The following is a 26,688-nucleotide window of genomic DNA, read 5'->3' as shown; positions in this document are numbered from 1 at the left end:
GGATGAGCAGCGGAATTTTTACGGGATTACAAAAAGCAGCAGTACTACTAATTACCTTGGGTCCGGAAAGATCTTCGGAGATCATTAAATTTCTTTCTGAGCCGGAGATCGAGCAGCTTACGCTGGAAATGTCCAATATGCGCAAGGTGTCTGAGGAACAGAGAGACTCGGTCGTTGATGAATTTCATAAAATGTGTCTGGCCAGCAATTACATTGCGCAGGGCGGCATCGAATATGCCAGGGATGTATTAGAAAGGGCTTTGGGACAGCAAAGAGCGTTTGATATTATCGGACGCCTGTCCTCTTCTTTGAAGATGCGTCCGTTTGACATTGTCCGTCGTACGGACGCCAAACAGCTGTTTTCTTTTATCCAAGGTGAGCATCCGCAAACGATTTCTTTAATTATGACACACCTTCCACCGGACAAAGCGGCTACGATTTTAGCGAGTCTGCCGCAGGACCTGCAGGCGGAGGTCACAAAAAGGATTGCCCTGATGGGAAGAACAAGTCCGGAAGTGCTGAAAGAAATAGAGAAGGTGCTTGAAAACAAAATCTCTAATCTTGCCCCGACCGATTATACTTCATCAGGGGGGATGCAGTCCGTTGTTGATATGCTTAACCGGACAGATCCCGGTACGTTGAAAGCCGTCATGGATGTTCTAGAAATGGATGATCCGGATCTCGCCGAACAGATTAAGCGCCAGATGTTCGTGTTTGATGATGTCATCCTGCTTGACGATCGTTCTGTTCAGCTGGTACTGCGAGAAGTCGAAACCAAGGATCTTGCCTTGGCACTGAAAGGTTCCAATGAAGACGTCACACAGAAGATTCTCACGAATATGTCCAGCAGAGCTGCAGGTATGCTGAAGGAAGATATGCAGTTTATGGGCCCCGTTCGGCTGCGTGAAGTTGAAGAGGCCCAGCAGAAGATTGTCAAAGTTATTCGTAAGCTGGAGGAAGCTGGAGCGATTGTAATCTCCAGAGGTGGTGCAGATGAAATTATCTACTAAAACCTCAGTTTTGAAGAGCAAGATTATTGAAATTACTTCTCCGCGGATTCTAGAATCACCTGATCCGGAGATATATCGAAATAGGACCAATGTATATGATGCTTCCTCTGCCTTGGCTGTGCTGTCCGTTAGTGAGGATTATACGCTCATAGAGCAGTATGTGACTGAAACGGCCCCGGTTGCAGAGGAAGACTGGGGGCCAGAGGTTTCCGATATCCTGGCAAAGGCTAGGGCTGAAGCCGATGAGCTAATTGCCGAAGCTCAAAAAACATCGACTGAAATCATTGAAAATGCTCGAAAGGAAAGTGAAGCCTTAACCATCGAATATCAGGAAAAGGTCAAGAGCGAGATTACACCTGTCGCTTTTGCAGAAGGTTATAATAAGGGACTTGAAGAAGCTCAGTCTCGGGCAGACTTGATTACACAGCAGGCAACAAACTATCTAGACATGGCTCAAAAGGTCCTGACGGATGAATCTAATAGAGCAGACAGGGAACTGGCAGACCTTTGTCTGAAGATTTGCAGCAAAATTATTCATACTTCATTAGACATTGATCCTGAACTTCTTTTGGGCATCATTAAGAATCTTACCTTGCTGCCTAGTGACAAACAGAGCATAAAGATCCACCTGTCCAGTAGAGATTGGGATTGGTATAAAAATCTCCCGTCTGAGTACAAGCCTAGCTATCCGGTCATTATTGATGAAACAATCAAGGCCGGAGATACATTTTTGGAATGCTCCGAAGGGATATTTGATGCTCGGATTGAACTTCAGCTGGAAAAGATAGAAAAATACCTCAAGGGGGAGTTGAAGTATGGCCGACTGGAAGGCGCTGGCCCGGAAAATTGAACAATACGAGCCAATCTCAGTCTGTGTTAGTCTCTAAAATCAGTGGCCTTTTGGTTGAAGCGGATGGCCCGAGAGTTAGCGTCGGGAAATACTGCCATATTATGGCTTCCAACTTCAAAGCGATTCCTGCTGAGGTCGCTGGCTTCAGAGGAACAAAAACCCTGCTTATGCCTCTCGGGGAGCTGGAAGGGGTAGCCCCGGGTGATAAGGTGGTCCCTCAGGATGAAACGCTGAATGTCAAAGTCGGTCCTGAATTGTTAGGAAGAATCCTTGACGGACTTGGTCAGCCGCTTGATGGTAGACCCTTAAATACGGATCAATTGTATCCACTTCATAATAAGCCACCCAGTGCATTGTTCAGACCGCGTATTTGTGAGCCTCTGAACGTTGGGGTCAGAGGCATCGATGGGCTGCTGACAATGGGCAGAGGCCAAAGAATGGGGATATTTGCCGGATCAGGTGTTGGTAAAAGCACGCTATTAGGGATGATGGCACGGAATTCGGAAGCCGATGTGAACGTGATTGCGCTTGTTGGGGAACGCGGGCGGGAATTGCGGGATTTTATGGAGAAAGACCTTGGAGAAGAAGGTCTATCTCGGTCTGTGATCGTTGTCGCGACATCAGACCAACCTGCTCTCGTCAGACTGAAAGCTGCCTTCACGGCAACTGCGGTCGCCGAATATTTCCGCGACAAAGGTAAAAATGTATTGTTCATGATGGACTCCGTGACCCGTTTTGCAATGGCCCAGCGGGAGATAGGCTTAACGATCGGAGAACCTCCGGCAACCAGAGGATATCCTCCGTCGGTATTTGCCATGCTGCCAAAATTGTTAGAAAGGGTCGGTTTATCTGAAAAAGGCAGTATTACAGGGATCTATACCGTCCTTGTTGACGGTGATGACCATAATGAACCTATTGCGGATGCCGTAAGGGGAATACTGGACGGCCATATTGTTTTGACGAGGGAACTGGCGGCGAAAAACCACTATCCATCTATCGATATCCTGCAATCCATCAGCCGCTTAATGAGCGATGTTGCGGATCCGCAGGTCAGGGAACTCGCCGGGAAAATTCGGGAGCATCTTGCAGTCTACCATGAAGCCAAGGACTTGATTGACATCGGTGCTTATGTGGAGGGAAGCAGCAACCGGATCGACCAGGCTATCAAGCATCATGAAAAGATACGCGCTTTCGTCTGTCAGAATACGGATGAAAAATGCTGTTTTGATGAAATGTTGAGCTTTATGAAAGATATTTTTGAAGAGAGCGATAAGGATAAGTGATGCCATTCAAATTTCGTTTAGAGGCTTCTCTGCGACTGGCCAAGCAGGAAATGGATATTGAGCAGGGGTTGTTGGCGCAGGCGCTCAGAACGCTGCACCACTTGACTGAACAAAGGGATCTCCAGAAGCAGCTTCTGAACGAGGCCTACGAGAAACAAAAAATAGCCTGTCTTGAAGAGCCACAGATACTGAACTTATGGCAAAGATACTGTTATGATCAAAAAAATATTTTGCTGAAGCGAGAAAAAGAAGTCGAAGAACAAAATATTCGAGTCGAAAAACAAAGGGAAAAGCTGCTGGAGTGCCGAATTAAAACAGAAAAATACAAAAGGCTTAAAGAGAAAAAAATAAGACTTTTTTATATAGCACAATTAAAAAAAGAACAATCTGAAATTGATGAGATTGCCCAGAACCTTAGAGGCTGGAAATGACAGGAGGATTGATGTGATTTATTTGACAAGACTGAACAACAAAGAATTTACAATAAACCCAGACTTGATTGAGACGGCGGAGGCTACCCCCGACACGGTTATTACACTGACCACTGAAAAGAAGTACGTCGTCAAAGAATCCATTGATGAGCTCATAGAAAGGATTGCAGAATTTCGAAGACGCTGCCATCCAGAATTCAGAGGAGGAACCCGCAGTAATGAAAATTAAAAAAATTATCGTACCCCTTATCTTTATTGTTATCGGAGCAGGGCTTGGCGTAGGCGGCACGATTGTTAAAGATAAAATCTTCCCGGGTTCCGGTTCAGGCGCCGCTCAGGTCGAAAAAGTTACGGAGGAAGTTGGACCACTGATTGAAATGAAAGACGAATTTATGATCAACCTCGACGGAGGTGGAATGATAAAGACGAATATTGTACTGGAAGGCGTGAACAAGAAATCCCAAGAGAAGATTACAGCAAAAGAAATATTCTTGAGAGACCGTATCATTTCCGTGATTGGATCAAAAGGAATTGACGATGTCCGGACAAATGCAGGACGTGAAAAACTCAAAGAGGAGCTGCTGACCGAGCTGAATAACGTCTGCGGTGACCAGGTCAAAGAAGTATTGTTCAAAGATTTCATGTATGATTAACAAATCTCAAACGGATTAAAGGAGGGGGGATTGGATGGGTGAAGTATTATCCCAAGCGGAAATTGATGCTTTGCTAAATGCATTGTCAGACGGTTCAGTTGATGAAGAAACCATAAAAATGTCCAGCCCTCATAAAATCAAAGTTTATGATTTTAAAAGGCCCAACAAGTTTTCCAAAGGACAGTTGAACTCCTTGCTGAATATTCATGAAAATTTTTGCCGTTCATTAGCGACTTTTCTGGCAGGAAACATGCATACTGCCGTAGATGCCAAAGTGCTGTCTACCGAGCAGGTGACTTATGACGAATTTATTCGTTCTCTGCCCTATCCGACCATCCTTGGAATTTTCAGCATGCCGCCGCTGGAAGGGAACGGGCTGCTCGAACTCAGTCCTTCACTGGCCTTTATTCTGGTAGACCGACTGCTAGGCGGCCATGGTATGGAACCGGCCAAAAATCGTGATCTGACGGAAATTGAGCGAAAAATCATTATCAGCCGGCTAAGCAAGATTGTCCAATTAATGGGGGAAGCCTGGGCTGAAATTTTTGAAGGGAATCCTCAGTTGGTTAATGTGGAGACAAATTCCCAATTTACCCAGATTGTTGCGCCAAATGAAATGGTGGTTGTCGTGACCATGGAGGTGAAGATTGAAGAGCAGTCGGGGATGATTAATGTTTGTCTTCCTTATATTGTTATGAAACCGATTTTGGAAAAATTGAATAATCTTCTGCTGTTCTCTTCCGGAGGGAAGGTCATATCCCCTGAGGAAAGGGAGTTGATCCGCCAAAAGATTGAATGGGCTAGAGTACCGATGAAAGCCGTTATCGGCAAAGCCCAGATCACCGTACAGGATCTAATCAATTTGGAACGTGGGGACGTGATCCCTCTGAATCAAGGCATCAAGGACCCTCTTGCTGTCTACGTCGGAGAATACATCAAATTCAGAGGAATGCCTGGCTTATTTGGAAACAGAATGGCAGTGCAGATTACGGATGTCATTAAAAAAGGGGGGAATGAGGATGGGTAACGGAATGCTTTCGCAGGAGGAGATAGATGCCTTGCTGTCCGGCTCAATGGATATCAGTTCCCAAGAGGTTGACGAGCCTGTTTCACGTAACAGCCAGACAATTCAGCTTACCGATATGGAAAAAGACGCCATGGGAGAAATTGCAAATATATCGATGGGGACAGCCGCAACAACTTTATCTCAACTTGTCGGAAAGCGCGTAGAGATAACTGCTCCAAAAGTCGAACTGACCACAGCACAGAAAATATTCGAAGATTATCCCGTGCCGCATGTTCTCATTGATGTCAAATATAAAAAAGGGATTGAAGGATCCAATATGCTGGTTCTTTCCCGCGAAGACGGTTCCATTATTGTGGATCTGATGATGGGGGGGGCCGGCAAGAGCCCGACAAATGAACTATCCGATATCCAGTTAAGCGGTATCTCAGAGGCAATGAATCAAATGATGGGATCGGCAGCCACATCTATGTCCACAATGTTCAATTCGGTTGTGGACATCACGCCTCCCCGTGTCATCGTAGCGGAGGAGGATGATGAGGTTTATGAGTTAAGCAAGAATCTGAATGCCGATGAACCATTGATCAGAGTTTCTTTTAGAATGATCATTGAAGGAATCATTGACAGCGTTCTGATTCAGGTACTCCCGTTTGAAGTTGCCAAAGGCATGGCCGACAAGCTTCTGGGACAAATGTACGCGGCACCCGCTCAGGAAACAGTATCGGAACCGCAGCCCCAGTATACTGCACCGGCCGCGCCGGTACAGCTTGAGCCGCATATTCCGAAACCTCAGGCTCCGCCTCCTTCACCGATGGAGACAATATGGCAGCCGCCTGTGGATTTTCCTTCCCAGAAGGTTCAGCCGACCTTTGTGCAACCGGCGCAGTTTGCACCGCTTTCTTCGGGGGGACTCGCAGCTCTGCCGAGCAATCTGGGTCTGATTTATGATGTTCCGCTCCAGGTCAATGTTGAGCTCGGTAAAGCAATAAAAACGATCAAGGAAATCCTGGATTTGGGTCCCGGATCCGTCGTTGAACTTGACCGCCTGGCAGGCGAACCGGTCGATATGATTGTCAACGGCAAACTTATCGCCAAGTGTGAAGTTGTCGTAATCAACGAGACCTTTGGAATCCGTATTACAGAAATTGTAAATCCAAATGAAAGAATTGACACATTAAACTAGATCGAGGAGGAAGCGTAGTGGGGAAAACAGTTTTGCTTGTTGATGACGCTGCTTTTATGAGAATGATGCTTAAAGATATCCTGGCCAATAATGGATATCAGGTTGTCGGTGAGGCAGAAAATGGGATGGTTGGCGTCGACAAATATATGGAATTGAAACCGGATATCACGGTAATGGACATTACAATGCCCGAAATGGATGGGCTTCAGGCTGTGAAAGAGATTAGAACCAAGGATCCGCAGGCCAAAGTTATCATGTGCAGTGCAATGGGTCAGCAGGCCATGGTTATTGAAGCCATCCAGTCTGGAGCAAAAGATTTTATTGTCAAGCCTTTCCAGGCGGAAAGAGTACTCGAAGCGATTGCCAAGGCGCTGAAATAGCCATGAACGGATATGAAAATCAGCCTTATCCGGGTGCTTCAGAAGCTGCAGCATCAGCGACAACCGTGACGGAACCTTTTTCCTGGGCTGGTCTGATCGGGATGATTGTCGTCTTTCTGATTATTCTCGTCGTCGCCCTATGGCTGATGAAACGTCTGAACCGCTTCTCATTGCGCAATATTCAGTCGCCGTGGGTAAGAGTCCTTGACCGGCAGGTCTTAAACGGTCAACAGGCCCTGTATCTGGTCGAAATTGCCGGTAAGATCCAGGTACTTGGCGGGACGGATCATCATATCACAAAGGTGGCCGAGATTGACGATCTTGATGTTGCTGCTGAAATTCTTGAGGAAATTGCCCGACAACCGCAGGAAAAAATGGACAGATGGATGTCCGGCATCTGGAAGAGGTTAAGAAGGAAGCAAAAGAATGAACCGTTCTCTGCTGAACTTGAGTACTATCTCAAGGAGGAGAAAAAATGAACATAACACTTGATGTAGGGCAGACCGGCTCAGCGGTTCAGATCCTTTTACTTGTTACTGTCCTTTCCTTTGCACCGGCTATTCTGGTATTAATGACTTCTTTCACCCGGATTGTTGTCGTTTTATCTTTTGTCCGTAATGCACTGGGAACACAAACGTTGCCCCCTACCCAAGTCATTATCGGACTTTCCTTATTTCTTACTTTTTTTGTCATGATGCCAACATTCAACCAAATCAATACCAATGCGCTTCAACCTTACCTGCAAAGCCAGATAACGAAGGAGGAAGCCCTGGACAAAGCCCAACAGCCGTTACGAACGTTTATGTTTAAACAAACCAGAGAAAAAGATCTGGCGTTGTTTGTGAATATGGCAAAAATTGAGCAGCCCAAAACATATGGGGATATTCCGACGTATGTTTTAATTCCGGCTTTTGTCATTAGTGAATTAAAGACGGCTTTTCAGATGGGTTTTGCGATTTTTATTCCTTTTATTATTATCGATATGGTCGTATCGAGTACGCTGATGTCAATGGGGATGATGATGCTGCCTCCGATGATGATTTCCCTGCCGTTCAAGATATTGCTGTTTGTTCTGGTTGACGGATGGTCATTGGTGGTGAAGTCTCTGGTTTCAAGTTTCAGTTAAATGGATTTCCAAGAAATTTGCCAGAGGTGAAACGGAATGTCTGAGAATCAAATTCTTGCTATGGCTAAAGAAGCAATAGCGATAGCAGTCATTGTTGGTGGACCGGTCCTAGCGGTAAGCCTGCTTATCGGTCTTATTGTGAGTATTTTCCAGGCCATGACGCAAATACAGGAGCAAACGCTGTCCTTTATTCCGAAATTATTGGGAGTTGCCGTGATTCTGCTTATCTTGGGCCCCTGGATGCTCAATGTCATGACCACTTACACGGCAACGCTCTTTACTGAGATTGCCACATATGCCCGGTATTAAAAGCAGCCCAATGGAGGAAGCAACTTGAACCTGTCTGATTACTTACAGTGGAATCTTACTTTATTCATGCTTATTTTTTCCCGCTGGGCAGGAATGGTCATGCTTGCTCCGGTGTTCGGCGCAAAAGGCGTTCCGGCAATGATAAGACTGGGTCTCGCCGCGGGACTGTCCATTGTAGTATATCCGCTGATTCAAGCCCAAAATCCCGTTATACCGAATGCATTACTCCCTTTGATTGGGATACTGGTGAAGGAGACGCTTCTGGGCCTTACGATAGGATTCATTATCAACTTGCTTTCCATGGTCATGCAGGGAGCTGGGCAGCTAATTGATTTTCAGCTCGGGTTTATGACCGGAAATGTTATCGATCCGATCAACGGTATGCAAAGTCCGATGACGGGAAGTTTTCTGGCGATGATTGCAACGATGCTGCTTTTGGCCACAAACTCCCATTACTATATCATTGCTGCTGTGACCAAAAGTTATGAGTTTCTGCCGATTAATCCTGCCGGGGTGAACTATGGCGCAGAATTTTTTATTGAAATTACCGGGAAGGTCTTGAGTTTATCGCTCCAGATTGCGATGCCGGTCTTTGGTGCCATATTACTAGCGGATGTCGGTGTCGGCCTTTTAGCGAAGATCGTACCGCAGCTGAATATGTTTTCCGTGATATTTCCGGTAAAAATCATTTTTGGCTTGGCCATGTTGTATTTAATGATTGCTTTCTTTGGAGATACGGTATCCAGAGTCTTCGATATTACGATGCAGTGGATTTTTGAACTGTTCAGGGGGTGGAGTGTATAGCTGAAAAAAGGTTTCCGGCGACTCCCAAGAAAAAGCAGGACGCCCGTAAAAAAGGCCAGATACTTAAAAGTCAGGAACTGACTTCGGCGGTAATGCTTCTGGCAATTATCGGGTTGCTGAAAATATGGCTGCCATATGTGTTCCAAAGGTTAGCTAACATTTTTACGTATACAGCAAGTCTTTCCGTGGACTGGAATATTCAGTCCCTCTGGAAGGTTGTCATCGATGTTTCATGGCAGTGCCTGCTGATCCTGGCACCGGTATTTGCTGTTGCACTGGTCATCGCCATCGCCGTAAATTTTCTGCAGACGGGGCCGGTGTTCATTACCGAACCTATGATCCCGAAATTCTCAAGAATGAGTCCTGTTGAAGGGGTCAAAAGAATGTTTGGTCTAAAGGCTCTGGTCAATTTGGTTAAGTCCTTGTTCAAAGTGCTGGTAATTGGTTATTTTCTTATCGATGTTATTCGAAAAAACATTGATGTATTTCCGGCACTGCAAGGAGCTGAAGTTGGTCAGTCCCTCATTTTCCTAAGTGGGTTGTTGTTTGAAATGGCCTGGAAAATAGCCCTGGCCTTTCTGGTTATTGCATTTGCTGATTTTCTTTATCAATGGTGGGACTATGAGAAAAACCTCAGAATGTCTCAGGAAGAAATCAAAGAAGAATACAAACAGACTGAGGGAGATCCACTTATCAAGAGCCAGATTAAGAAACGCCAGCGTATGATGGCCATGCGTAGAATGATGGAGGACCTCAAGCAGGCCGATGTCGTTATTACGAACCCGACACATTATGCAGTCGCCCTAAAATATGATACAGCCAAATATCCTGCTCCCTATGTCGTCGCCAAAGGGCAGAATGAAATAGCTTTAAGAATCAAGGCGGTTGCCGAGGAAAACAACATTGTGATTATGGAAAACAAGCCTTTGGCTAGAACGCTTTATTCCCAGGTTGAGCTTGGGCAGTCCGTGCCAAAGGAACTATACAAGGCAGTCGCCGAAGTCCTCGCGTTTGTCTTCCGTCTTAACAAAAAGAGACGATCCTATTCAGCGTAGCGGGAGCCGGTACCATTATGCCGGGGCAAGTCTGCATGCCACAATTCCGCTTTCGGCCATTGCGTCCTCCTTGACGCAAAAGGCCGCGCTACCGCCATCCAGGCTCCGCTCGCCGCGGAACTGTGGCACGCAGACTGATCTTATGCTTATTAGGGTCTAGCTTTTTTGCCCCGAATTGAACGTAAGCTCATTCACGCAGGTTTGTATGCCATTGTGGAATTATGTACTTGCAGATCCATTCCAAGCTATGAGAACATGCAAACAGTAAACTTCTTGAAGAAATACCCAAAACAAAGATAGCTTCAGAGATAAGTCTCCGTAATATATAGCCAGCGTCAGTGGAGCATGGAGTGCGTAGCGCGGCCTTTTGCGTCAAGGAGGACGCAATGGCCGAAAGCGGCTATATATTACGGAGACCTACCCGAAAAGCGATTTTTCTTTAGCCAATAGTATAATAGATATATTCAAGGATCATTATTGAAAACACAGAATCAAGCAAAGGAGGATACTGCATCATGGCCACGACAACTCGCGCTGGTAGATTAGCAAGAAATACGGATATTATCGCAGCCATCAGCATCGTCGGCATCATTGTTGTCATGGTCATTGGCGTGCCCGCAGGTTGGCTTGATTTTCTTATTACCTTAAACATTACAGGATCAGTTCTGATTCTTCTGCTGGCTGTCTTTACAAAGGATCCACTGGAGTTTTCCGTACTGCCTTCCTTGCTGCTAACCATGACACTATTTCGACTGGCCTTGAACCTTTCCACGACGAAACTGATTTTACTCGAGGCTGAGGCGGGGCAGGTCATTCAGCAGTTTGGAGAGTTTGTTATTCAGGGAAATCCGATTGTTGGCTTTATTGTGTTCTGTATCCTGGTCGTGGTACAGTTTCTGGTCATTACCAAAGGCGCGGAACGCGTATCCGAAGTCGGGGCCCGCTTTACCTTGGATGCAATGCCCGGGAAGCAGATGAGCATTGATGCCGACCTGAACGCCGGGATCATCACGGATCAGGAGGCCAGAACTCGAAGACTGAATATCCAACAGGAAGCAGATTTTTACGGTGCGATGGACGGCGCTAGCAAATTTGTCAAAGGAGATGCCATTGCGGCAATCATAATCCTGCTAATTAACATTATCGGCGGCTTTATTATCGGAATGGTAACCAAGGGTATGGCGGTTACCGATGCTCTATACACCTATACGCTGTTGACGATCGGAGATGGGCTGGTAACCCAGATCCCGGCGTTGCTGATTTCAACGGCTACTGGCCTTGTCGTAACCCGAGCCGCATCAGACAGTAACCTTGGGCAGGATTTGGCCAAACAGCTGTTCAGGATGCCAAAGGCGCTCTATATTACTTCCGGCGTATTGGTAGCTCTCGCCATTTTTGGTATGCCCCAGGTACCCATGCTAATGTTTGCCGCCGCTACTGGCGGAATGGGCTACTACCTTCAGCGCAACACTGCTCAGGCAGCCAAGAAAGAGTCGGAGGCGGCCGTTAGAAGCGATATTGACGAGACTAAGAAGCCTGAAAATGTTATGAATATACTTGGAATTGATCATATGGAACTGGAAATCGGTTATGCGCTGATTCCTCTGGTTGACGCCGGTCAGGGCGGGGACCTTCTGGACAGGATTATTCTGATCCGCAGGCAGCTGGCCGGTGAACTCGGATTTATCGTTCCAGTGATCAGGGTCAGGGATAATATGAATCTACAGCCGAATCAGTATACGATCAAACTAAAAGGTGCGGAGGTTGCTTCCGGGGAATTGATGACCGATCATTACCTGGCCTTTAGTGGGGGAATCGAAGATGATTCCATTCAGGGCATTCCAACCAAAGAGCCAGCCTTCGGTCTTGATGCCAAATGGATTAACGCGTCGGTCAGAGAGCAGGCTGAACTTTCTGGGTATACCGTTGTCGATGCACCGACTGTACTGGCAACCCATTTAACGGAAGTTCTAAAAACGCATGCCCATGAGATTATTAGCCGACAGGATGTGAAGAAACTAATTGATCATACCAAGGAACAGTCACCGGCAGTTGTCGAAGAGCTTATCCCCGACCTTCTCAGTCTGGGGCAGGTTCAGAAGGTACTCAGCAACCTGCTGAGGGAAAGGGTATCGGTTAAAGATCTGGTGACGATCCTGGAAACGCTTGCCGATTGTGCTCCTCTGACAAAAGATATGGACAGACTCACCGAATATGTCCGGCAGAGTTTGGCCCGCCAGATCGTACAACCCTTTCTGAATCCTCAAAAAAAATTGCCGGTAATTACACTTGAGCCCAAGATTGAGCAGATGATTTTGGATAATCTTCGCCCCTCGGACTTCGGCAGTTATGTGAATATTGACCCGAATGTCATACAGAAGCTCTTAAAAAGGATAGGCGCACAAGTAGAAAAAATTATGCTGCAGGGACACAATCCTGTAATGTTGTGTGCTCCTATGGTCAGGATAAGTTTAAAAAGAATGACAGAGCGTCAACTTCCTCACCTGGTCATCCTGTCTTATAATGAACTTGTACAGGGAATAGAGGTTCAGGCTCTTGGAATGGTGGTGTTGGATTAATGAGGGTGAAACGGTTTGTCGGTGACAATGTGGCAGATACAATGGGGAAGATCAAACGGGAGCTTGGATCCGAGGCAGTGATTCTGCAAACCCGCCAGATTAAAGAAGGTGGATTCTTAGGCTTTTTTGCGCGTACAAAAGTGGAAATTACCGCAGCGATTGAAGAAAGACAGCAAAATCATACCTTGATGAAGTCAGCGGAGGATGAACCTGTCAAAGTCGTTAATACGGATGTGATAAAAAAGGCCTATGAAGCTTACAGAGAAAAAGAGAATGAAAATACGAGAGAACAAAGTATTCCCGATGATGCCCAGTCCGAAATTAAACAGATGCACAATATTTTAAAAGAAATTAAGGGGCATATCACCAAAGGGGACTTAAGCAGCAGTGCCGAATCCAAACGCTACTCCGACTGGATCAATTTTCTGACGGTTAGAGGAGCCAGCAGAGAGACTGCCGCTGAGCTGCTTGAACCTATCAGAAACGATCTTGCCGAAGACCAGTGGGAAAACAATACAAAAGTATTTGAGCTGTTGAAAAATCAAGTCGAGAGATTATGTTCAAATACCGAGGTTATTAGGCCAAGCAAATCCAGGACACTGGTGGTCGCAATGGTAGGGCCAACCGGAGTCGGGAAAACAACAACCATCGGGAAACTTGCAGCAGGTTTCAGCATCATTGAAAGAAGAAAGGTGGCGCTGGTAACAGCCGACACATTCAGAGTAGCAGCAGTCGAACAGCTCAGAACTTTCGGAGAAATTATCGGTGTTCCAGTTGAAGTTGTTATGACGCCGGAAGGGTTAAGAGAAGCGATTAACATCCATGCCGACAAAGAGCTTATTTTTATTGACACAGCCGGACGCAGTCCACAGCACGACCTTCATATGGACGAACTGGAAGCTTTTCTGGACAAGGCCAAACCTGACCTGACAATGCTTGTCATGAGTGTCACAACCAACATGACAGACCAGATGAAAGTTTACCAAAGGTTCAATAAGTTATCCACGCATCTGATCTTAACAAAGCTGGATGAGAGTTTTTCGCTCGGTTCCATACTTGACCTTCTGGCAAAGACCGATTTGCCTGTTGCATATTTAACAAACGGACAGAATGTCCCGGATGATATTGACGCAGCCACTTCCGAGAAACTAACCCGGTACGTTCTTGGGGAGGATAATCCATATGCATGACCAAGCAAGTATACTCAGGCAGATGGCGAGTGAAAGAGAAGTTGCAATGCCAAGAAATATGCGGGTCATTGCAGTCAGCAGTGGCAAAGGTGGTGTGGGCAAGACTAGTTTTGTGGTGAACCTGGCGCTTGCTCTGACCGAATACAATTACAGGGTGATTATTCTTGACGGAGATCTGGGACTGGCCAATGTCGATGTTGCTTTTGGGATCACGCCGAAATACAATATTAAACACCTGCTGACTGGTGAAAAAAGAATTGAAGATATTCTTTACCCGATTGGTAAAGGAATCAAAGTATTGCCTGGAGCATCTGGAATGGTAGAGCTCGCGAATTTGGACAGGGGACAGCTGAAAAATGTTCTTGTTAATCTTGGCCGCCTCGAAAAAATGGCAGATATCCTACTGATTGATACAGGAGCTGGCTTAGGACATACTGTACTGAACTTTATCAGCGCTGCGGACGATGTCATTCTCGTTTTGACGCCGGAACCGCCTTCCATGACCGATGCTTATGGACTGATTAAATCAATCAAAGGTCCAACCGGAAGAGTGAATCTTAACATTGTTGTGAACCGGGTCAAAAGTGAGACCGAAGCGAAGCAGGCCTATGAAAGACTGGAGCATGCAGTTACGAAGTTTCTGGGGATGCCCATCAGTTTATTGGGATGGATTTACGACGACCCATCAGTCGGACGTTCCGTGATGGAACAGAAACCGGTCGGGTTATCGAATCCTGAAAGTTATGCCTATCGCTGCGTACAATGGATCGCCGGAAATGTTGCAGGCGTATATATGCAGCCTCCGACTCAAAGCAGCGGAATCAGAGGATTTATTTCTTCTCTACTGAAATTGAAATAACGAGATGAAGATAGCGTCAGACATCAAACGATGTGACTAGCCTGGTCAGAGCTATTTGGGGAGTGATGAAGATGCTTTATAAAGACAAAGTATATGAAGGCTTAAGTGTCCAAATTGTTGTCCCTGAAGGAGAATATCAGGGCAGATATAAGACCAGGGTAGAAGAGGTTGGGCAGAAAATCATAACCATCGGGGTACCGGTCGCTGACGGCCAGTTTATTCCGCTCCGAGAAGGAACGCGGCTGGAAGTGGTATTTGTCGACGACCTGTCGGCGTATTCCTTCTCGACTGTCTTGATCAAAAGGTTTTCTGTTCCTATTCCAACGTTTATTATAGAATTTCCCGAGAAAATATCTAAAGTTCAAAGAAGAAAATATGTTAGGGTCCAGGTGGTTAGTCCTCTCCAATACAGGATAGTGGAGAAAAACGGTTTAGGGATAGAGCAGAAAGGATTTATGCATGATTTGAGTGGTGGTGGTTTGCTTTTCCACGCTAGAGAATGTATACCTGAAAAGACACCTGTCGTTGTTGAGCCCATGATTATGGATAGTCCGATGCAGATTCCGGCAGTAGTGGTACGCTGCATCAAAGAAGATGAAAAAGAAACGTATCTTGTTTCCGTCGAATTTTATGAGATTTCTGAAAGAACGCGTGATAAAATCATTACCTATGTATTTGAGCTTCAACGAGAGATGCGTAAGAAAGGACTGGTTTGAACATGGAGATATCTGCAATTAGGCTGGAAGCTTTAAAGGAAATTGGAAATATAGGTTCCGGGCATGCGGCGACATCGCTTTCTAAACTGCTGCAGGCAAGAATAGACATGTCCGTGCCGAAAGTATGGCTTGTCCCGCTCGAAAAACTCAGCGAGGCGCTAGGTGAATACGATACCGTTCAGGTGGCGCTTTATCTGAAAGTCGAGGGGGACGCACCCGGAAAGGCTATTTTTGTCCTCCCGATTGAAAGCGCCAGGGTCATAGCCCAAAAACTGCTTTCGCTTTCAGAACGTCCGGATATTTTCAGTGACGAAATGGCGCAGTCGGCGTTGCAGGAAGTCGGAAATATTCTGGTGAGTTCCTTCATCATCGCATTGTCCAAGTTTTCCGGAGTCCTGCTACATCCGTCAATTCCGGCTATAGCTATTGACATGGTCGGCGCGATTATTGACAGCGTCCTGCTGGAAGAAGGAATGGTTGATGACGATGTTTTGATCATTGATACGAAATTATCCGGGGTTAAAGAAGTGGAAGGGAAATTTTTCTTTATTCCTAGTAAAGGTTCTCTTGACAAATTGTTGGGAGTATTTGGTATATGAGCAAGACGATCATTGTAGGAATGGCTGATTACAAAGTGGAAAAGGCGCCTGACAAGCTGATGACGGCAGGCCTCGGTTCGTGTATCGGGATATGTGTTTATGATTCGTTATCCCAGATTGGGGGAATGGCCCATATCATGCTTCCTAACTCTTTGGAGAGCCTTCAGGGCAATCCGATGAAGTATGCCGATACATGCCTGGCCATGATGCTCGAGGAAATGTTTAAGCTTGGGGTTATGAAATCGAGACTCAAAGCTAAAATGGCCGGTGGGGCTCAGATGTTTTCGTTTGGAAATAAGGCACCACTCTTGAAAATTGGAGAGCGCAACGCCCAGTCAGTGGAACAGGAATTAAAAAAGGCCGGGATTCCGCTGCTCGTCCATGATGTCGGCGGCAATTTCGGGCGAACGATCACTTTTGACATTCAATCCGGCGATTTGCATGTGAGGACCATTAACCATGGGGAAAAGGTGATCTAATGGCAGAGCCAGAAAGAAAACTAGAAAAAAACGCATTTAGACTGTCGGTTATCAGTGCCGGAATCGTTCTGGTATTCTCCATATTCAACGGTTATCGTTATCCTGCTATCATACTACGAACCGCGCTGGCCTTTTTGTTTATTTATCTCTTGGGCAAAGGGCTTATTCTGTTATGGAACAAGGTCTCTCCTCCGGTCAAAGAAGAAAGACCACCTTCCAAAATTGATATCTTCCTTGGGGATATGGAAAGTCAGGACGAAAATGCCCCGAATAAGACGGGGCAGCCTGCAGAGAGCCTTCTGTCACTAAAAAAACGGGTTCCGGGCCAAATCAACAACCAGATCATGGATCATTTACCGGATGCCGCAGCCAGAGCGGAGATTGTCAGAAAAATGGGCTGGGGTGATGATCAGTAAGGAGGTGTATGCTGCATGTATAAAGGACAATATGATACACCCAAACAAGCTGTATGGACAGAAGAGCATTTAGAAAAATTCTTGCCGCTCGTGAAAAGGATTGCAGGCCGGCTAGCCATGTCTCTGCCAGAGCATATTGATCAGGAGGATTTATTTGGGTACGGCGTATTTGGCTTACTGGATGCGCTTCAAAAATTTGATCCTTCTCGCGGCGTAAAATTTGAAACGTATGCAACGTTACGAATCAGGGGTTCGATTATTGATGGATTAAGAACGATGGATTGGGTTCCGCATTCAGCGCGCCAGAAGGTCAAGCAGGTTGCGCAGGGTTATGCCTGGCTGGAGAACCAGCTCGGGCGCAGCCCAACCCTGGAAGAAGCAGCCCGGCACCTCGATATTTCCGTTGAGGAATTGAATGCGACCCTGCTGCAGGCACAGTATATGACACTCGTGTCGCTTGAAGATGTCAATTCCAACGATAACGAGGATATCATCAGTTCACCTCTTGATCTGATTATTGACCCGAGCTCGCAGGATTCGTTTGGCCAGATCGAAAAAGAGGAACAGAAACAGATTTTGACAGAAGCCATTGAGAAATTATCGGAGAAAGAGAAGCTGGTGGTCGCTTTATATTATCGGGAAGAACTGACTTTAAAAGAGATATCGGCGGTGATGAATTTATCGGAATCCCGGATCTCACAAATTCATTCTCAGGCCATCTTACGATTACGAGGCTATCTGGGAAGACAGAAAAAGAATATTTTCTAAACCATTTTGGAGGACAAAATGGTTTTTTTATTTGGCAGAGACTAAAGTTTAGGCCAAAATGTGCCGATATACTGAATAACAGTACACAGGAGGTGAAAGGATGAATGTAGCGAATGTTTTGACGCCTGTTAATGTTGAAGGAACAAAAACTGATTCTGCAGCAGGAAAAGAAGGTAAGGGCATTGACCAGAACAACCTTCTGTTTGCGCTTTTTATGCAGAAATTGAATCCTTCCAATAAGGCTGATAAACAAATTCTTGGAGAATTGGCGGAAGCTGGTCCGGATTCCGATTCAGGAGAAGTCACCATTTCCGACGGGACTGTTTCGGAACTGAGCACTTATTTGCAAATTCTTCAAAACCTATTTCCGGCTGGCATGGAGGCCACTTCCGGATCAAATGGAGATCAAAATAGTTCCCTGGTATCAGGTTTAGCACTGAAAGGAAACGATGCTGCCTGGATGATGCTCGGACAAGCCTTGCAAGAAGTTCTTTCCTCAGGCGCAGGGCAAGCCGATAAGACTATGACCAATGGCGAAGGGTTACACCTCGGGAACTACCTGCAGGCTTTCGGACTTAAAGGGATTTCTGGTTCGACGGCCGATTCTCTCGATCCAGCGGAGTTGGATGATATATTAGGATATTTAAAAGAACTCTCTGGGAAAATTGTTTCACAAAAAGACAAAAATTATCAAGCAACAGAACCTTCGGATACGAATGCGAAGCTGCTCAACTGGCTGTCCGACAAATTATCTCTGATTCAAGATAAGAACAGAGCGGACAATTCTACCGCAACAGCTCAGAATATAACCACTCAGAATACAACCACTCAGAACACCTTGAGCGGTGTTGCAGCGGCGGAAGATTCTGCAAAAAACAAGCAGAATTTATCTTCTTCGGGAAACAACTCTCAAAACGATTCAATGGACAGCTCAATAGATCCGAACCAGATACTGGTTTCAGGAGACAAGACTGATGTTGTGCTTACCAGCTCAGCAACTGGCGTAAGCAGTGTCAAAGCAGGATTGGTCAATCCAGGTGCGGTTTGGGACCAGGTTTTGGGCATCCTGAATAAACAGGATCTGAATTCTCAGGAGATTAAGGAGATCTCTATTCAGTTGCAGCCGCAGGACCTTGGAAAGCTGAATGTATCCATGAAGCTGGAAAATGGGCAGTTGCATCTAATCATCAATGCTTCTGAACAGGCTACGGGATCGTTGCTTCAGAACAACCTGCAGGATTTACGGAACGGCCTGGCGCAGATCGGTGTTTCGTGCGGAACTCTTGAAATGGGTTACCGCCAGAATGACCAGCAGTCTTCGCAGGACAGGAATGACTACCGCAGTCAGCAGGAAACAGCCTTAACCCTTCAAGAAGAAGCAAGCAGTATTTTACCGGTATTTACGTCTTACCTGACGACAAATAACCAGGGTAATCGAATTAATGTCAGTGTCTGAAACGAGGAGGAAACCATGACAAGCGTTTATAATGTAACCGGTACAACTTCGGATACAGCCGCGACTAAAGGCACAAGCACCGGCACCAACAGTACCGACAGTACGTCTTTAGATAAGCAGGCCTTTCTTCAGCTTTTGGTTGCTCAGCTGCAAAACCAGGATCCAATGTCTCCGATGGATAATAGCCAGTTTGTTGCTCAGCTTGCCCAATTCAGTTCTCTTGAACAGCTCTCAAACATGGCAACGGCGATGGATGAGCTGAAAGAAAGCATGGTTACGTTGAATAGCCAGTCCCTGCTGACGCAGGGAGCGGCTATGATCGGCAAAGAAGTCACTTGGGCCGATAGTGATGGGGCATCGCAGAGCGGTACCGTCACTTCGGTGAAATGGGCAGACGGTTCGCTGGCTCTGGTGGTCGGGGAAACTGAGTTATCTCTGGAAGATATTAGTGAGATTAAAGGGTCTGCTGCAGCTACACCATAAGCAAATGGCTAAAAAATGTGTCTGTGTTAGAACAAATTTGCAAAAAAATATTAAAATGGAGGAAACGCCTTATGATGCGTTCACTATATTCTGCAATTACAGGTTTAAGAAATCACCAGACCGCTATGGACGTGATTGGTAACAATATTGCCAATGTAAACACGAGCGGATATAAAAGAGAAAGAGCCAGTTTCGCAACGATGCTCGGGCAGGCTTCCCAGGGAGCTTCGGCTCCAAGCCTAGTTACTGCGGGCAATCCTTCAACAGCAACGATAGGGGGAACCAATGGCATTACAATCGGTCTCGGCAGCGTGCTTGGATCCGTCGATAAGATTATGACGCAGGGAAGCTCTTCCTATACCGGTAAACCGACAGATATGATGATCCAGGGAGAAGGAATGTTTGTTGTTGAGATTGGGCCAAACACCTATTTTACCCGAACCGGCAATTTTGATCTTGATGAAAACGGTATGCTGGTCGATACGAACACAGGAGCAAAAGTCCAAGGGTATCTGAATGGAGATTATGCATTAGCTGATAATACGAATGATCATTTTCCTTCGACAACTGATTATGATATGACCACGTTGTCCGATATCATTATCCAGCAGGGAGAGACGTACCAGATCGGTGGTACTGACTATACGCTGGAAAGCTATGGGATTGATTCCAAAGGTGTCGTTACCGGGGTTTTCACGGATGCAACGGGCAATTCTGTTAGCCGTGAAATGTTTAAGCTGGCCCTTGCTACATTCAACAATGAAGGCGGACTGAATTATGAGGGGAACAACTTCTATACACAAAGCAACAACTCAGGTGACGCTGAATTCGGGGTCGCGGGCAGTGGCGACAAGGGCGATATCATGACATCATACCTTGAAATGTCCAACGTTGACCTTTCCCAGGAGTTTACGGATATGATCGTAACCCAGCGCGGATTCCAGGCTAACTCTAGAGTTATTACGGTTTCTGACACCCTGCTTGAAGAACTGATCAACCTGAAACGCAGCTAAGCATTGAAGGATAATTGGCGTTAACGGAGAACTATTTAAGCAGGTAAAGGAGACTACGAACGATGAAGTTGTCAACGGAATATTTACAAACGCTTCAGGATCGTATCGACATGATTGGCAGCAATCTAGCCAATGCCAGCACGACAGGTTTCAAGGAGCAGCTGTTGTCTATTGAAGAATGTTACGACGTTCAGGATAGAAGCAATACGATGGCGCAGTACGGTGGTATGCCTGTGACGCAAAATCCGGTAATTCACATTAATCAATACGACGGAAACCGCATCGACTTTACACAAGGGTCCCTGGGGAGTACCGGGAACCCTTTGGATCTTGCAATCTGTGGAGATGGATTCTTCCAGGTGAAAACGGAGGACGGAAAGCTTGGCTATACACGGTCGGGGGCTTTCAGTGTCGATGCCGCAGGAAATCTGGTTAACAACCAAGGAATGCTGCTTGAACCGAAGATATCTGTTTCGGAGAATGTAACGGACATCAGTGTTGACAGCGACGGTACTATCTATGGCGTGCGGACAATGGCAGAAGAAAAGGATCAGGCTGTCCCCGCCGGGAAAGAGGAAAACCAGGGCAACCCCGTTATCTTGGGCAAGATTTCTCTTTTCCGCTTTACGAATCCTGATGGATTGGAGCAAGCAGGCAGCAACGTGTATTTTACAACAGGAGCTTCAGGTCAGGCAAAGGCCGGGATCCCGGGAGAAGACGGATATGGCGTTATTAAGAGCGCAATGCTGGAAAAATCCAATACAAATCTTTTAACGGCGATGACCGATCTCATACAAGTCCAGAGAGCCTACCAGGTCGATGTTCGGATTAGGCAGGACCTTGATGAGATGACGGCTCAGAGCATTGCAATGAGGAGATAAGCATGGCTGGATGGCTAAATAGTCCGATTTTTAATTTACTTGAGAGCGGGTTGGATGGACTCGGACTGCGTCAGCGTGTCTTGGCCGACAATATCGCCAATAATGACACGCCCGATTTTAAAAGGTCAGATGTCAGTTTCGATAAAATCCTGCAAGCTACGATGGACAGCATGAACAATGCAACAGCAGTATCCGGCACAGAGCCTGGCCATATCCCGATTACCGGGACAGGGCTGACTTCAGACAGCTTCGTAGTCAAGGATGAGGGCACCACCTACCGTAATGACGGAAATAACGTGGATATTGACCTCGAAATGACCAGGCTTGCAGAAAATACCCTTCAATACAATTCATTATCCAGGATGTTAACGATGCATCTCTCCATGCTGAAACAGGCAATTCAGGAATAACCATCCAAGAATAGACGGTTCGTTGGAGGAGCGTGATTTTTTGCTCAGAGGATTATATACGGCAGCTTCAGGCATGATTATGAATAACCAACAGAGTGAGGCGATAGACCGGAATATTGAAAATATGAACAATCCCGGCTATCTTGAAGAAAGTGAAAGGGTCACTTCTTTTCCGCGTCTACTGGTCAGCAGGCTTACCCCTTCTACGACCAGTGATAAGCCTTCGGAAAATGTTCCGCTGGGAATCATGGGAACGGGTGTCTATGCGGAGAAAGTCTTATACAGCACAGAACCCGGTTTGATCCGGGAAACCGGAAATATGACTGATGTGGCGCTTAACGGTGACGGCTTTTTTGTCGTCGAAACGCTTGACGGGGAACGTTATACCAGAAACGGACATTTTCAGGTTGATCCTTCCGGCATGCTCAGAACAGCAGGCGGTAATCTTGTTCTTGGTCAAAACGGAGCAATCGGCCCTTTGCCGGACGATTTCACCATTCTGCAGGATGGAACAATTATCAGTACTGATAGCAGCCAGGTCATAGACAAACTTACAATTGTGGACATCCCTGCGGAAGATCTGGATCGTGACGGACTTACGAGTCTTTATAACAGCCAGAATCAACCTACGGAAATACTACCGAAAAACATCAGGGTTGAACAGGGTTTTATTGAGGAATCAAACGTCGATCTAAATGCGCAAATGGTCAAAATGATTCAGGTAACGCGATCGTATTCAGCGAATCAAAAAGTGGTCCAAACCAATGATGAAATTTTACAAAAAGCCGTCAATGAAATAGGAAAGGTGTAACTGGCTCCTGAAAAAGCAGAACATACGTAAGAGGTGATAACTATGGGCTTCCAATCCGTTATTTTTTTGCTGGGTAGCGAAGAATATGGCCTCCCGATTGAGGTCGTGCAGGAAATAACACAGTTGACAGAAGTTCATCCTGTACCCCAGTCTACAAAATATGTCAAGGGCCTTATTATTATTAGAGGTCAGGCAATTCCGCTGATTGATCTGCATGCCAAATTTGAGATTCCGTCCCGGAATGAAGCTGGTTTTGCAATCATTATGAAAATTAATGATAATGTTGTTGGCATTGCCGTTGATGAGATCATTGAGGTAAGGATACTTGAGAATGTTGTTCAGGCGCCTCCTTTGGTTGCTGCCTCATTTATCGGAGGAATTGTCAATCTCCCGGACAGACTGATTGTTCAGCTGGATCCGGCATTTATTTTTAAAACCGATGAGCTGGAAGATTTAAAGGCTTTGGCCTGATTGGCTCCGCCTGCCTGTTTACTGGTGACTGGAGGTTTGGTGAGCTATCTTGACTTTTTTCAGATATTGATTTATATTAAATTGAATTCATTATAATTAACTAGAAAAGGAGGGCGTCTGAATTGGCTTTGTGGGAATGCAGTATATGCAAAAAGGTCTCTGAAGGAAGATGTCGTCCAAAACAATGTCCCGAATGCGGAACTGATAAAGAAAAGATAGTGAAAAAGGGTTAGCAGTGCATATCGACTATTATTTATATCTTTTTAAAATTAGTTGGCCGGCTTTGAGCGGTCTTTTTCTTGTCTGCATTTTTTTAGGGGCAAAATGCCTTTCTATATTTAGAGAGGCATTGGCCGAAAAGAATCATTTCAGTAAATTTCTTGCTGCAACCCGATCACTCTTCCTAGTCTTGATCGTTTTTATTTACTCCCTGATGTTTATGGATTACAATCAGGATTGGCTGAACAATGCGGCAGTGTCGAAAGGGGTCATCGAAAGCCTTTCTGCGGAAGCTGAGCAGTATACACTAAGCTTACGAAGCGGAGAAGAGATACTCACGTTAAGTATTGATGCGGCTGCTTTCCATAAACTTCATAAGAAAGATTTAGTGGAAGTCACTTATCTTCGCCAGAAAAAACAGGTAGTTAAATGCAGCGTATTAACCCGACAAGCTGACGGCTTCATATAATAGCATAGCTTAATATTTGACATTAAATGGAATTGGTTATTGACGTCTCATGATATAATATAATTAACAAATAGTGTTTTTATCAATCAGATCCATGGAAAGGAGAGGTAGAACTTATGCGTATTCTTAAGGTAAATGACAATACGGTTCGCATTTTTATCTCCTTTACCGAGCTCGCAGATCGCAATATATCTCTTGCTGACTTGTTTCAACGTTCCGCGAGAACTGAGCAGTTTTTTTGGGAATTGATTTCAAAAGCCAGAGATGAAGTAGACTTTAGTTTAGATCAGCCTTTCTGGATCCAGGCTACTGTTGCTTCAGAAGATGAATTTGTCATAACGGTAATTAAGCAGGAAGAACAAATTGATGCGGAAATTAACCATATTATTCAGACCGCATTTGGAGAAAAGAAGAAGAATCCACGCCCTTCTCCGAAATTTGCGTCTGAAAAACAATGGGTATATTTGTTTGAAGAATTCGAGGATGTTATTTCCGCAGTCCGTCTCTTGCCGGGGATTCTCCAGCTTCAATCCGCATTGTTCCAATATGAGAGCGAATATTACCTGACAATCAGCAATATTGGAAACCCGCGTAAAAAGAAACTGGCTGAAGCGATATTGGACGAATTTGGGGAATCTGTCATGACCACGGATACTTTTCTCAAAGAGCACGGTGAAATGATTATCGAGGAAGATGCCGTAAGAATCTTAAAACGCCTCGAGAAAAAGAAAAGGAGCTAACAGCTCCTTTTGCTTTGGATACTAGCCAGTAGAATTGAAATGGCCTGCCTTATAGAGCTTGCGGATACTGATCAGGCAATCTGGGCAGACGGGTTGCTTTTTAAACAATAGAAGCTGGTCCTCGCCATTGCAGAAAATGCATTTGGATCTTTTTTTTGTTTGTAACATGCAGAAGTTGTATATTTTTGTTTCGGACGGCTCCATTGCCTTTCCCCCTTGGATTTATTTAAGTGGGCTAAAATGTTATTATATTAATATTAAACGATCCGGCTTGTCGAAATCCTGAAAAAAACCAAGCGAGTAAGAATGAACATTTTGTCTTAGATTGCAGAATTCGGGGTGTTTTTTTGAAAAACAGCAAACTGCGTCTTCTTCCCCCAGTAAATGAGGTCATTGCCGAATTAGTAAAAACTGGTGCCTGTAGCGGCTATGAACTTTCGGCAATTACCTGGGCTGTGAGGAAAGCCTTGGAAAAGGGCAGAAAGATTCTTTTGGATGATCTGAATCACGATAGTAAAGAATTGAATAGTGGAAAAACGATAAAGCCTCAGAATTTTTTATACTGTCAGCCTGAAGAATTCATACCATTCTTCCGAGCATGGTTGTATAAGGAGATCCGGGCAGAATTGAGAGGTTACGGAAGTATGAAGAGAGTTATCAATGCTACAGGTGTAATTCTGCATACGAATTGCGGACGCGCACTTCTTGCTCCGGAAACCGCTGCCTATGTTGCGGAACAGGCTGTTGTTTACAGCAATCTTGAGCTTAACCTTGAAACCGGTGATCGCGGTTCGAGGTACAGCCATGTAGAAAAAATTTTAACAGAACTGACAGGGGCGGAAGCATCCCTTGTTGTGAACAACAATGCCGCCGCCGTACTTTTAATCATGAATACTTTTGCCCTTCATAAAGAAGTCATTGTTTCCCGCGGAGAACTGGTTGAAGTCGGCGGATCTTTTCGGATTCCTGAAGTGCTCAAAGCAGGGGGGGCAAAACTGGTGGAAGTCGGAGCAACGAATAAGACCTGGCTCAAGGATTACCAAGAGGGGATCGGTCCTGAGACGGCGATGCTGCTGAAAGTACATACCAGTAATTATCGAATTCAGGGATTCCAGCATGAAGTTCCAGTTGATGAGCTTGTGATGCTCGGTAAAGAGTCGGGGATTCCGGTTGTCGTAGATCTCGGCAGCGGCAGTTTCCTGGATGGATCGGAATATGGTCTTCCGCAGGAGCCGACGGTGCAGGATACGCTGAAAAGCGGAGCTTCACTGGTTTCTTTCAGCGGGGATAAACTTTTGGGAGGCCCTCAAGCCGGAATTATTATCGGCAAAAAGGAACTGATTGATCGCTTGAAAAAAAATCAGCTTACCCGGGCTTTGAGGGTCGATAAACTGGTTCTGGCTGCCTTGATTGGAACGCTCCGTTTCTATCAGAGAGGGGAAATCAGTAAGATACCTGTCTGGAATATGCTTTCCCGTACAAAAGATGATCTTCGAAAAGACGCGCTAAAGCTAAGTATAATGCTTGCTAGCCTGCCCGGTTTAGAAATACAAGTCATGGACGCTGAATCCTGCGTCGGAGGCGGGGCTTTTCCGACGGCGGAGCTTCCAACTTACGTATGTGCGGTAAAGCCTCAGCAGGGATCAGTTGTTGATCTCGAAAGGTTTCTGCGGCAGGGAGAGGTTCCTATTCTGGCACGCATTGTGAAAGATGCAGTGTTTTTTGACCCCCGAACCTTGCTGCCGGAGGATTATCAGGTGATGACAGACCGTCTTCGGCAGTGGAATCAGTAACAAGAGACAAGTACCACATGCTACAATGCCAGAATGTAGCTAATTACTTGTATGGTTATCCTATGTGTATGGTTATCCTATGAATGTTTTACTAGTATACGTATTAAAAATTGCTACTCAAATATTATGACATTCTTAATCGTTAACCCGTATTAGGTCTGCATTCTACAGTTCCAGCATCAAGCAGGGCATACTGACGGCACAAGATGTGCCTAGGGTCGAATGCGT

The 26,688-nt window shown here is 45.6% G+C and carries 31 protein-coding genes and 1 pseudogene; all 32 read left to right on the top strand.

What is annotated here, in order from left to right:
* Positions 1–2: 2 nt before the first annotated feature.
* Positions 3–1,010, top strand: a complete 1,008-nt coding sequence (gene fliG, locus A7K50_RS02395) for a flagellar motor switch protein FliG (protein WP_020491874.1) — start codon at positions 3–5, stop codon at positions 1,008–1,010.
* The gene (locus tag A7K50_RS02390; RefSeq protein WP_119774507.1) at positions 994–1,860 is read left to right on the top strand and encodes a FliH/SctL family protein; all 867 of its coding nucleotides are present in this window, start codon (positions 994–996) and stop codon (positions 1,858–1,860) included. The genes fliG and A7K50_RS02390 overlap by 17 nt, the downstream gene beginning before the upstream one ends.
* Positions 1,826–3,143, top strand: a pseudogene (gene fliI / locus A7K50_RS02385) (flagellar protein export ATPase FliI). The gene A7K50_RS02390 and the pseudogene fliI overlap by 35 nt, the downstream one beginning before the upstream one ends.
* Complete coding sequence (locus A7K50_RS02380) at positions 3,143–3,574, top strand: flagellar FliJ family protein (protein ID WP_020491876.1); 432 nt, start codon at positions 3,143–3,145, stop codon at positions 3,572–3,574. Before fliI ends, A7K50_RS02380 begins: the two are co-directional and overlap by 1 nt.
* 13 nt (positions 3,575–3,587) lie before the next feature.
* Positions 3,588–3,803 (top strand): flagellar FlbD family protein, encoded by a 216-nt coding sequence (locus A7K50_RS02375; RefSeq protein ID WP_083916770.1) that lies wholly within the window; start codon positions 3,588–3,590, stop codon positions 3,801–3,803.
* Complete coding sequence (locus tag A7K50_RS02370; RefSeq protein ID WP_026156374.1) at positions 3,793–4,227, top strand: flagellar basal body-associated FliL family protein; 435 nt, start codon at positions 3,793–3,795, stop codon at positions 4,225–4,227. Before A7K50_RS02375 ends, A7K50_RS02370 begins: the two co-directional genes overlap by 11 nt.
* Positions 4,228–4,261: 34 nt before the next feature.
* The gene (gene fliM / locus A7K50_RS02365) at positions 4,262–5,254 is read left to right on the top strand and encodes a flagellar motor switch protein FliM (protein WP_020491878.1); all 993 of its coding nucleotides are present in this window, start codon (positions 4,262–4,264) and stop codon (positions 5,252–5,254) included.
* Entirely contained in the window at positions 5,247–6,434 is a 1,188-nt protein-coding gene (fliY, locus tag A7K50_RS02360; RefSeq protein ID WP_026156375.1) for a flagellar motor switch phosphatase FliY, read from the top strand. The genes fliM and fliY overlap by 8 nt, the downstream gene beginning before the upstream one ends.
* Before the next feature lie 17 nt (positions 6,435–6,451).
* Entirely contained in the window at positions 6,452–6,814 is a 363-nt protein-coding gene (locus A7K50_RS02355) for a response regulator (RefSeq protein WP_020491880.1), read from the top strand.
* A gap of 2 nt (positions 6,815–6,816) precedes the next feature.
* Positions 6,817–7,293 (top strand): flagellar biosynthetic protein FliO, encoded by a 477-nt coding sequence (locus A7K50_RS02350; RefSeq protein WP_026156376.1) that lies wholly within the window; start codon positions 6,817–6,819, stop codon positions 7,291–7,293.
* The gene (gene fliP / locus A7K50_RS02345) at positions 7,290–7,940 is read left to right on the top strand and encodes a flagellar type III secretion system pore protein FliP (RefSeq protein WP_020491882.1); all 651 of its coding nucleotides are present in this window, start codon (positions 7,290–7,292) and stop codon (positions 7,938–7,940) included. Before A7K50_RS02350 ends, fliP begins: the two co-directional genes overlap by 4 nt.
* 36 nt (positions 7,941–7,976) lie before the next feature.
* Positions 7,977–8,249 (top strand): flagellar biosynthesis protein FliQ, encoded by a 273-nt coding sequence (gene fliQ, locus A7K50_RS02340; protein ID WP_015043585.1) that lies wholly within the window; start codon positions 7,977–7,979, stop codon positions 8,247–8,249.
* Positions 8,250–8,273: 24 nt separating this feature from the next.
* Positions 8,274–9,053, top strand: a complete 780-nt coding sequence (gene fliR, locus A7K50_RS02335; RefSeq protein WP_020491883.1) for a flagellar biosynthetic protein FliR — start codon at positions 8,274–8,276, stop codon at positions 9,051–9,053.
* The gene (gene flhB / locus A7K50_RS02330) at positions 9,041–10,108 is read left to right on the top strand and encodes a flagellar biosynthesis protein FlhB (RefSeq protein ID WP_020491884.1); all 1,068 of its coding nucleotides are present in this window, start codon (positions 9,041–9,043) and stop codon (positions 10,106–10,108) included. Before fliR ends, flhB begins: the two co-directional genes overlap by 13 nt.
* 515 nt (positions 10,109–10,623) lie before the next feature.
* Entirely contained in the window at positions 10,624–12,687 is a 2,064-nt protein-coding gene (flhA, locus tag A7K50_RS02325; RefSeq protein ID WP_020491885.1) for a flagellar biosynthesis protein FlhA, read from the top strand.
* Entirely contained in the window at positions 12,687–13,877 is a 1,191-nt protein-coding gene (flhF, locus tag A7K50_RS02320; RefSeq protein ID WP_020491886.1) for a flagellar biosynthesis protein FlhF, read from the top strand. The genes flhA and flhF overlap by 1 nt, the downstream gene beginning before the upstream one ends.
* The gene (locus A7K50_RS02315) at positions 13,870–14,736 is read left to right on the top strand and encodes a MinD/ParA family protein (RefSeq protein ID WP_020491887.1); all 867 of its coding nucleotides are present in this window, start codon (positions 13,870–13,872) and stop codon (positions 14,734–14,736) included. Before flhF ends, A7K50_RS02315 begins: the two co-directional genes overlap by 8 nt.
* Before the next feature lie 71 nt (positions 14,737–14,807).
* Positions 14,808–15,452 carry a flagellar brake domain-containing protein gene (locus tag A7K50_RS02310; protein WP_026156378.1) on the top strand — a complete coding sequence of 215 codons (645 nt, stop codon included), beginning with the start codon at positions 14,808–14,810 and terminating at the stop codon, positions 15,450–15,452.
* A 2-nt stretch (positions 15,453–15,454) separates the two neighbouring features.
* Positions 15,455–16,051, top strand: a complete 597-nt coding sequence (locus A7K50_RS02305; protein ID WP_020491889.1) for a chemotaxis protein CheC — start codon at positions 15,455–15,457, stop codon at positions 16,049–16,051.
* Positions 16,048–16,530, top strand: coding sequence for a chemotaxis protein CheD (locus A7K50_RS02300; RefSeq protein ID WP_020491890.1), 483 nt, complete (start codon positions 16,048–16,050; stop codon positions 16,528–16,530). Before A7K50_RS02305 ends, A7K50_RS02300 begins: the two co-directional genes overlap by 4 nt.
* Positions 16,530–16,946: a hypothetical protein gene (locus tag A7K50_RS02295; protein WP_020491891.1), complete on the top strand. Its 417-nt coding sequence runs from the start codon at positions 16,530–16,532 to the stop codon at positions 16,944–16,946. The genes A7K50_RS02300 and A7K50_RS02295 overlap by 1 nt, the downstream gene beginning before the upstream one ends.
* 15 nt (positions 16,947–16,961) lie before the next feature.
* Positions 16,962–17,714 carry a FliA/WhiG family RNA polymerase sigma factor gene (locus A7K50_RS02290; RefSeq protein ID WP_020491892.1) on the top strand — a complete coding sequence of 251 codons (753 nt, stop codon included), beginning with the start codon at positions 16,962–16,964 and terminating at the stop codon, positions 17,712–17,714.
* Positions 17,715–17,814: 100 nt separating this feature from the next.
* Complete coding sequence (locus A7K50_RS02285; RefSeq protein ID WP_020491893.1) at positions 17,815–19,170, top strand: flagellar hook-length control protein FliK; 1,356 nt, start codon at positions 17,815–17,817, stop codon at positions 19,168–19,170.
* Positions 19,171–19,185: 15 nt separating this feature from the next.
* A complete protein-coding gene (locus A7K50_RS02280) occupies positions 19,186–19,653 on the top strand; it encodes a flagellar hook capping FlgD N-terminal domain-containing protein (protein WP_020491894.1) in 468 nt (155 codons plus the stop codon).
* A gap of 71 nt (positions 19,654–19,724) precedes the next feature.
* Positions 19,725–20,666, top strand: a complete 942-nt coding sequence (locus A7K50_RS02275; RefSeq protein ID WP_026156379.1) for a flagellar hook-basal body complex protein — start codon at positions 19,725–19,727, stop codon at positions 20,664–20,666.
* A gap of 62 nt (positions 20,667–20,728) precedes the next feature.
* A complete protein-coding gene (locus A7K50_RS02270) occupies positions 20,729–21,547 on the top strand; it encodes a flagellar hook basal-body protein (RefSeq protein WP_020491896.1) in 819 nt (272 codons plus the stop codon).
* A gap of 2 nt (positions 21,548–21,549) precedes the next feature.
* Positions 21,550–21,957, top strand: coding sequence for a flagellar basal body rod protein FlgB (gene flgB / locus A7K50_RS02265; protein WP_020491897.1), 408 nt, complete (start codon positions 21,550–21,552; stop codon positions 21,955–21,957).
* Between the two features lie 40 nt (positions 21,958–21,997).
* Positions 21,998–22,768, top strand: coding sequence for a flagellar hook-basal body protein (locus A7K50_RS02260; protein ID WP_026156380.1), 771 nt, complete (start codon positions 21,998–22,000; stop codon positions 22,766–22,768).
* Positions 22,769–22,810: 42 nt separating this feature from the next.
* Positions 22,811–23,239: a chemotaxis protein CheW gene (locus A7K50_RS02255; RefSeq protein WP_020491899.1), complete on the top strand. Its 429-nt coding sequence runs from the start codon at positions 22,811–22,813 to the stop codon at positions 23,237–23,239.
* Between the two features lie 349 nt (positions 23,240–23,588).
* Positions 23,589–23,927 (top strand): hypothetical protein, encoded by a 339-nt coding sequence (locus tag A7K50_RS02245; RefSeq protein ID WP_243103609.1) that lies wholly within the window; start codon positions 23,589–23,591, stop codon positions 23,925–23,927.
* Positions 23,928–24,043: 116 nt separating this feature from the next.
* Positions 24,044–24,667: an adaptor protein MecA gene (locus A7K50_RS02240; protein ID WP_020491901.1), complete on the top strand. Its 624-nt coding sequence runs from the start codon at positions 24,044–24,046 to the stop codon at positions 24,665–24,667.
* A gap of 347 nt (positions 24,668–25,014) precedes the next feature.
* Positions 25,015–26,460 (top strand): L-seryl-tRNA(Sec) selenium transferase, encoded by a 1,446-nt coding sequence (selA, locus tag A7K50_RS02230; protein ID WP_026156381.1) that lies wholly within the window; start codon positions 25,015–25,017, stop codon positions 26,458–26,460.
* The last annotated feature ends 228 nt before the right edge of the window (positions 26,461–26,688 follow it).

Origin of the sequence: Dehalobacter sp. MCB1 (genome assembly GCF_003590275.1) — a bacterium.
Classification (GTDB): Bacteria; Bacillota; Desulfitobacteriia; order Desulfitobacteriales; family Syntrophobotulaceae; genus Dehalobacter.
Note: the sequence above shows the minus strand (reverse complement) of the source record. Positions and strands in the feature narration are given on the sequence as shown.

What these genes read in the sequence shown, in the direction of transcription:
- A7K50_RS02370 (WP_026156374.1), top strand. Translation starts at nt 3,793, where the DNA reads ATGAAAATTAAAAAAATTATCGTACCCCTTATCTTTATTGTTATCGGA.
- fliM (WP_020491878.1), top strand. Translation starts at nt 4,262, where the DNA reads ATGGGTGAAGTATTATCCCAAGCGGAAATTGATGCTTTGCTAAATGCA.
- A7K50_RS02300 (WP_020491890.1), top strand. Translation starts at nt 16,048, where the DNA reads ATGAGCAAGACGATCATTGTAGGAATGGCTGATTACAAAGTGGAAAAG.
- A7K50_RS02315 (WP_020491887.1), top strand. Translation starts at nt 13,870, where the DNA reads ATGCATGACCAAGCAAGTATACTCAGGCAGATGGCGAGTGAAAGAGAA.
- A7K50_RS02285 (WP_020491893.1), top strand. Translation starts at nt 17,815, where the DNA reads ATGAATGTAGCGAATGTTTTGACGCCTGTTAATGTTGAAGGAACAAAA.
- A7K50_RS02280 (WP_020491894.1), top strand. Translation starts at nt 19,186, where the DNA reads ATGACAAGCGTTTATAATGTAACCGGTACAACTTCGGATACAGCCGCG.
- A7K50_RS02255 (WP_020491899.1), top strand. Translation starts at nt 22,811, where the DNA reads ATGGGCTTCCAATCCGTTATTTTTTTGCTGGGTAGCGAAGAATATGGC.
- A7K50_RS02290 (WP_020491892.1), top strand. Translation starts at nt 16,962, where the DNA reads ATGTATAAAGGACAATATGATACACCCAAACAAGCTGTATGGACAGAA.
- A7K50_RS02295 (WP_020491891.1), top strand. Translation starts at nt 16,530, where the DNA reads ATGGCAGAGCCAGAAAGAAAACTAGAAAAAAACGCATTTAGACTGTCG.
- fliQ (WP_015043585.1), top strand. Translation starts at nt 7,977, where the DNA reads ATGTCTGAGAATCAAATTCTTGCTATGGCTAAAGAAGCAATAGCGATA.
- A7K50_RS02390 (WP_119774507.1), top strand. Translation starts at nt 994, where the DNA reads ATGAAATTATCTACTAAAACCTCAGTTTTGAAGAGCAAGATTATTGAA.
- flhF (WP_020491886.1), top strand. Translation starts at nt 12,687, where the DNA reads ATGAGGGTGAAACGGTTTGTCGGTGACAATGTGGCAGATACAATGGGG.
- fliP (WP_020491882.1), top strand. Translation starts at nt 7,290, where the DNA reads ATGAACATAACACTTGATGTAGGGCAGACCGGCTCAGCGGTTCAGATC.
- A7K50_RS02270 (WP_020491896.1), top strand. Translation starts at nt 20,729, where the DNA reads ATGAAGTTGTCAACGGAATATTTACAAACGCTTCAGGATCGTATCGAC.
- flhA (WP_020491885.1), top strand. Translation starts at nt 10,624, where the DNA reads ATGGCCACGACAACTCGCGCTGGTAGATTAGCAAGAAATACGGATATT.
- fliY (WP_026156375.1), top strand. Translation starts at nt 5,247, where the DNA reads ATGGGTAACGGAATGCTTTCGCAGGAGGAGATAGATGCCTTGCTGTCC.
- A7K50_RS02305 (WP_020491889.1), top strand. Translation starts at nt 15,455, where the DNA reads ATGGAGATATCTGCAATTAGGCTGGAAGCTTTAAAGGAAATTGGAAAT.
- A7K50_RS02275 (WP_026156379.1), top strand. Translation starts at nt 19,725, where the DNA reads ATGATGCGTTCACTATATTCTGCAATTACAGGTTTAAGAAATCACCAG.
- A7K50_RS02350 (WP_026156376.1), top strand. Translation starts at nt 6,817, where the DNA reads ATGAACGGATATGAAAATCAGCCTTATCCGGGTGCTTCAGAAGCTGCA.
- A7K50_RS02380 (WP_020491876.1), top strand. Translation starts at nt 3,143, where the DNA reads ATGCCATTCAAATTTCGTTTAGAGGCTTCTCTGCGACTGGCCAAGCAG.
- A7K50_RS02240 (WP_020491901.1), top strand. Translation starts at nt 24,044, where the DNA reads ATGCGTATTCTTAAGGTAAATGACAATACGGTTCGCATTTTTATCTCC.
- flgB (WP_020491897.1), top strand. Translation starts at nt 21,550, where the DNA reads ATGGCTGGATGGCTAAATAGTCCGATTTTTAATTTACTTGAGAGCGGG.
- fliG (WP_020491874.1), top strand. Translation starts at nt 3, where the DNA reads ATGAGCAGCGGAATTTTTACGGGATTACAAAAAGCAGCAGTACTACTA.
- A7K50_RS02310 (WP_026156378.1), top strand. Translation starts at nt 14,808, where the DNA reads ATGCTTTATAAAGACAAAGTATATGAAGGCTTAAGTGTCCAAATTGTT.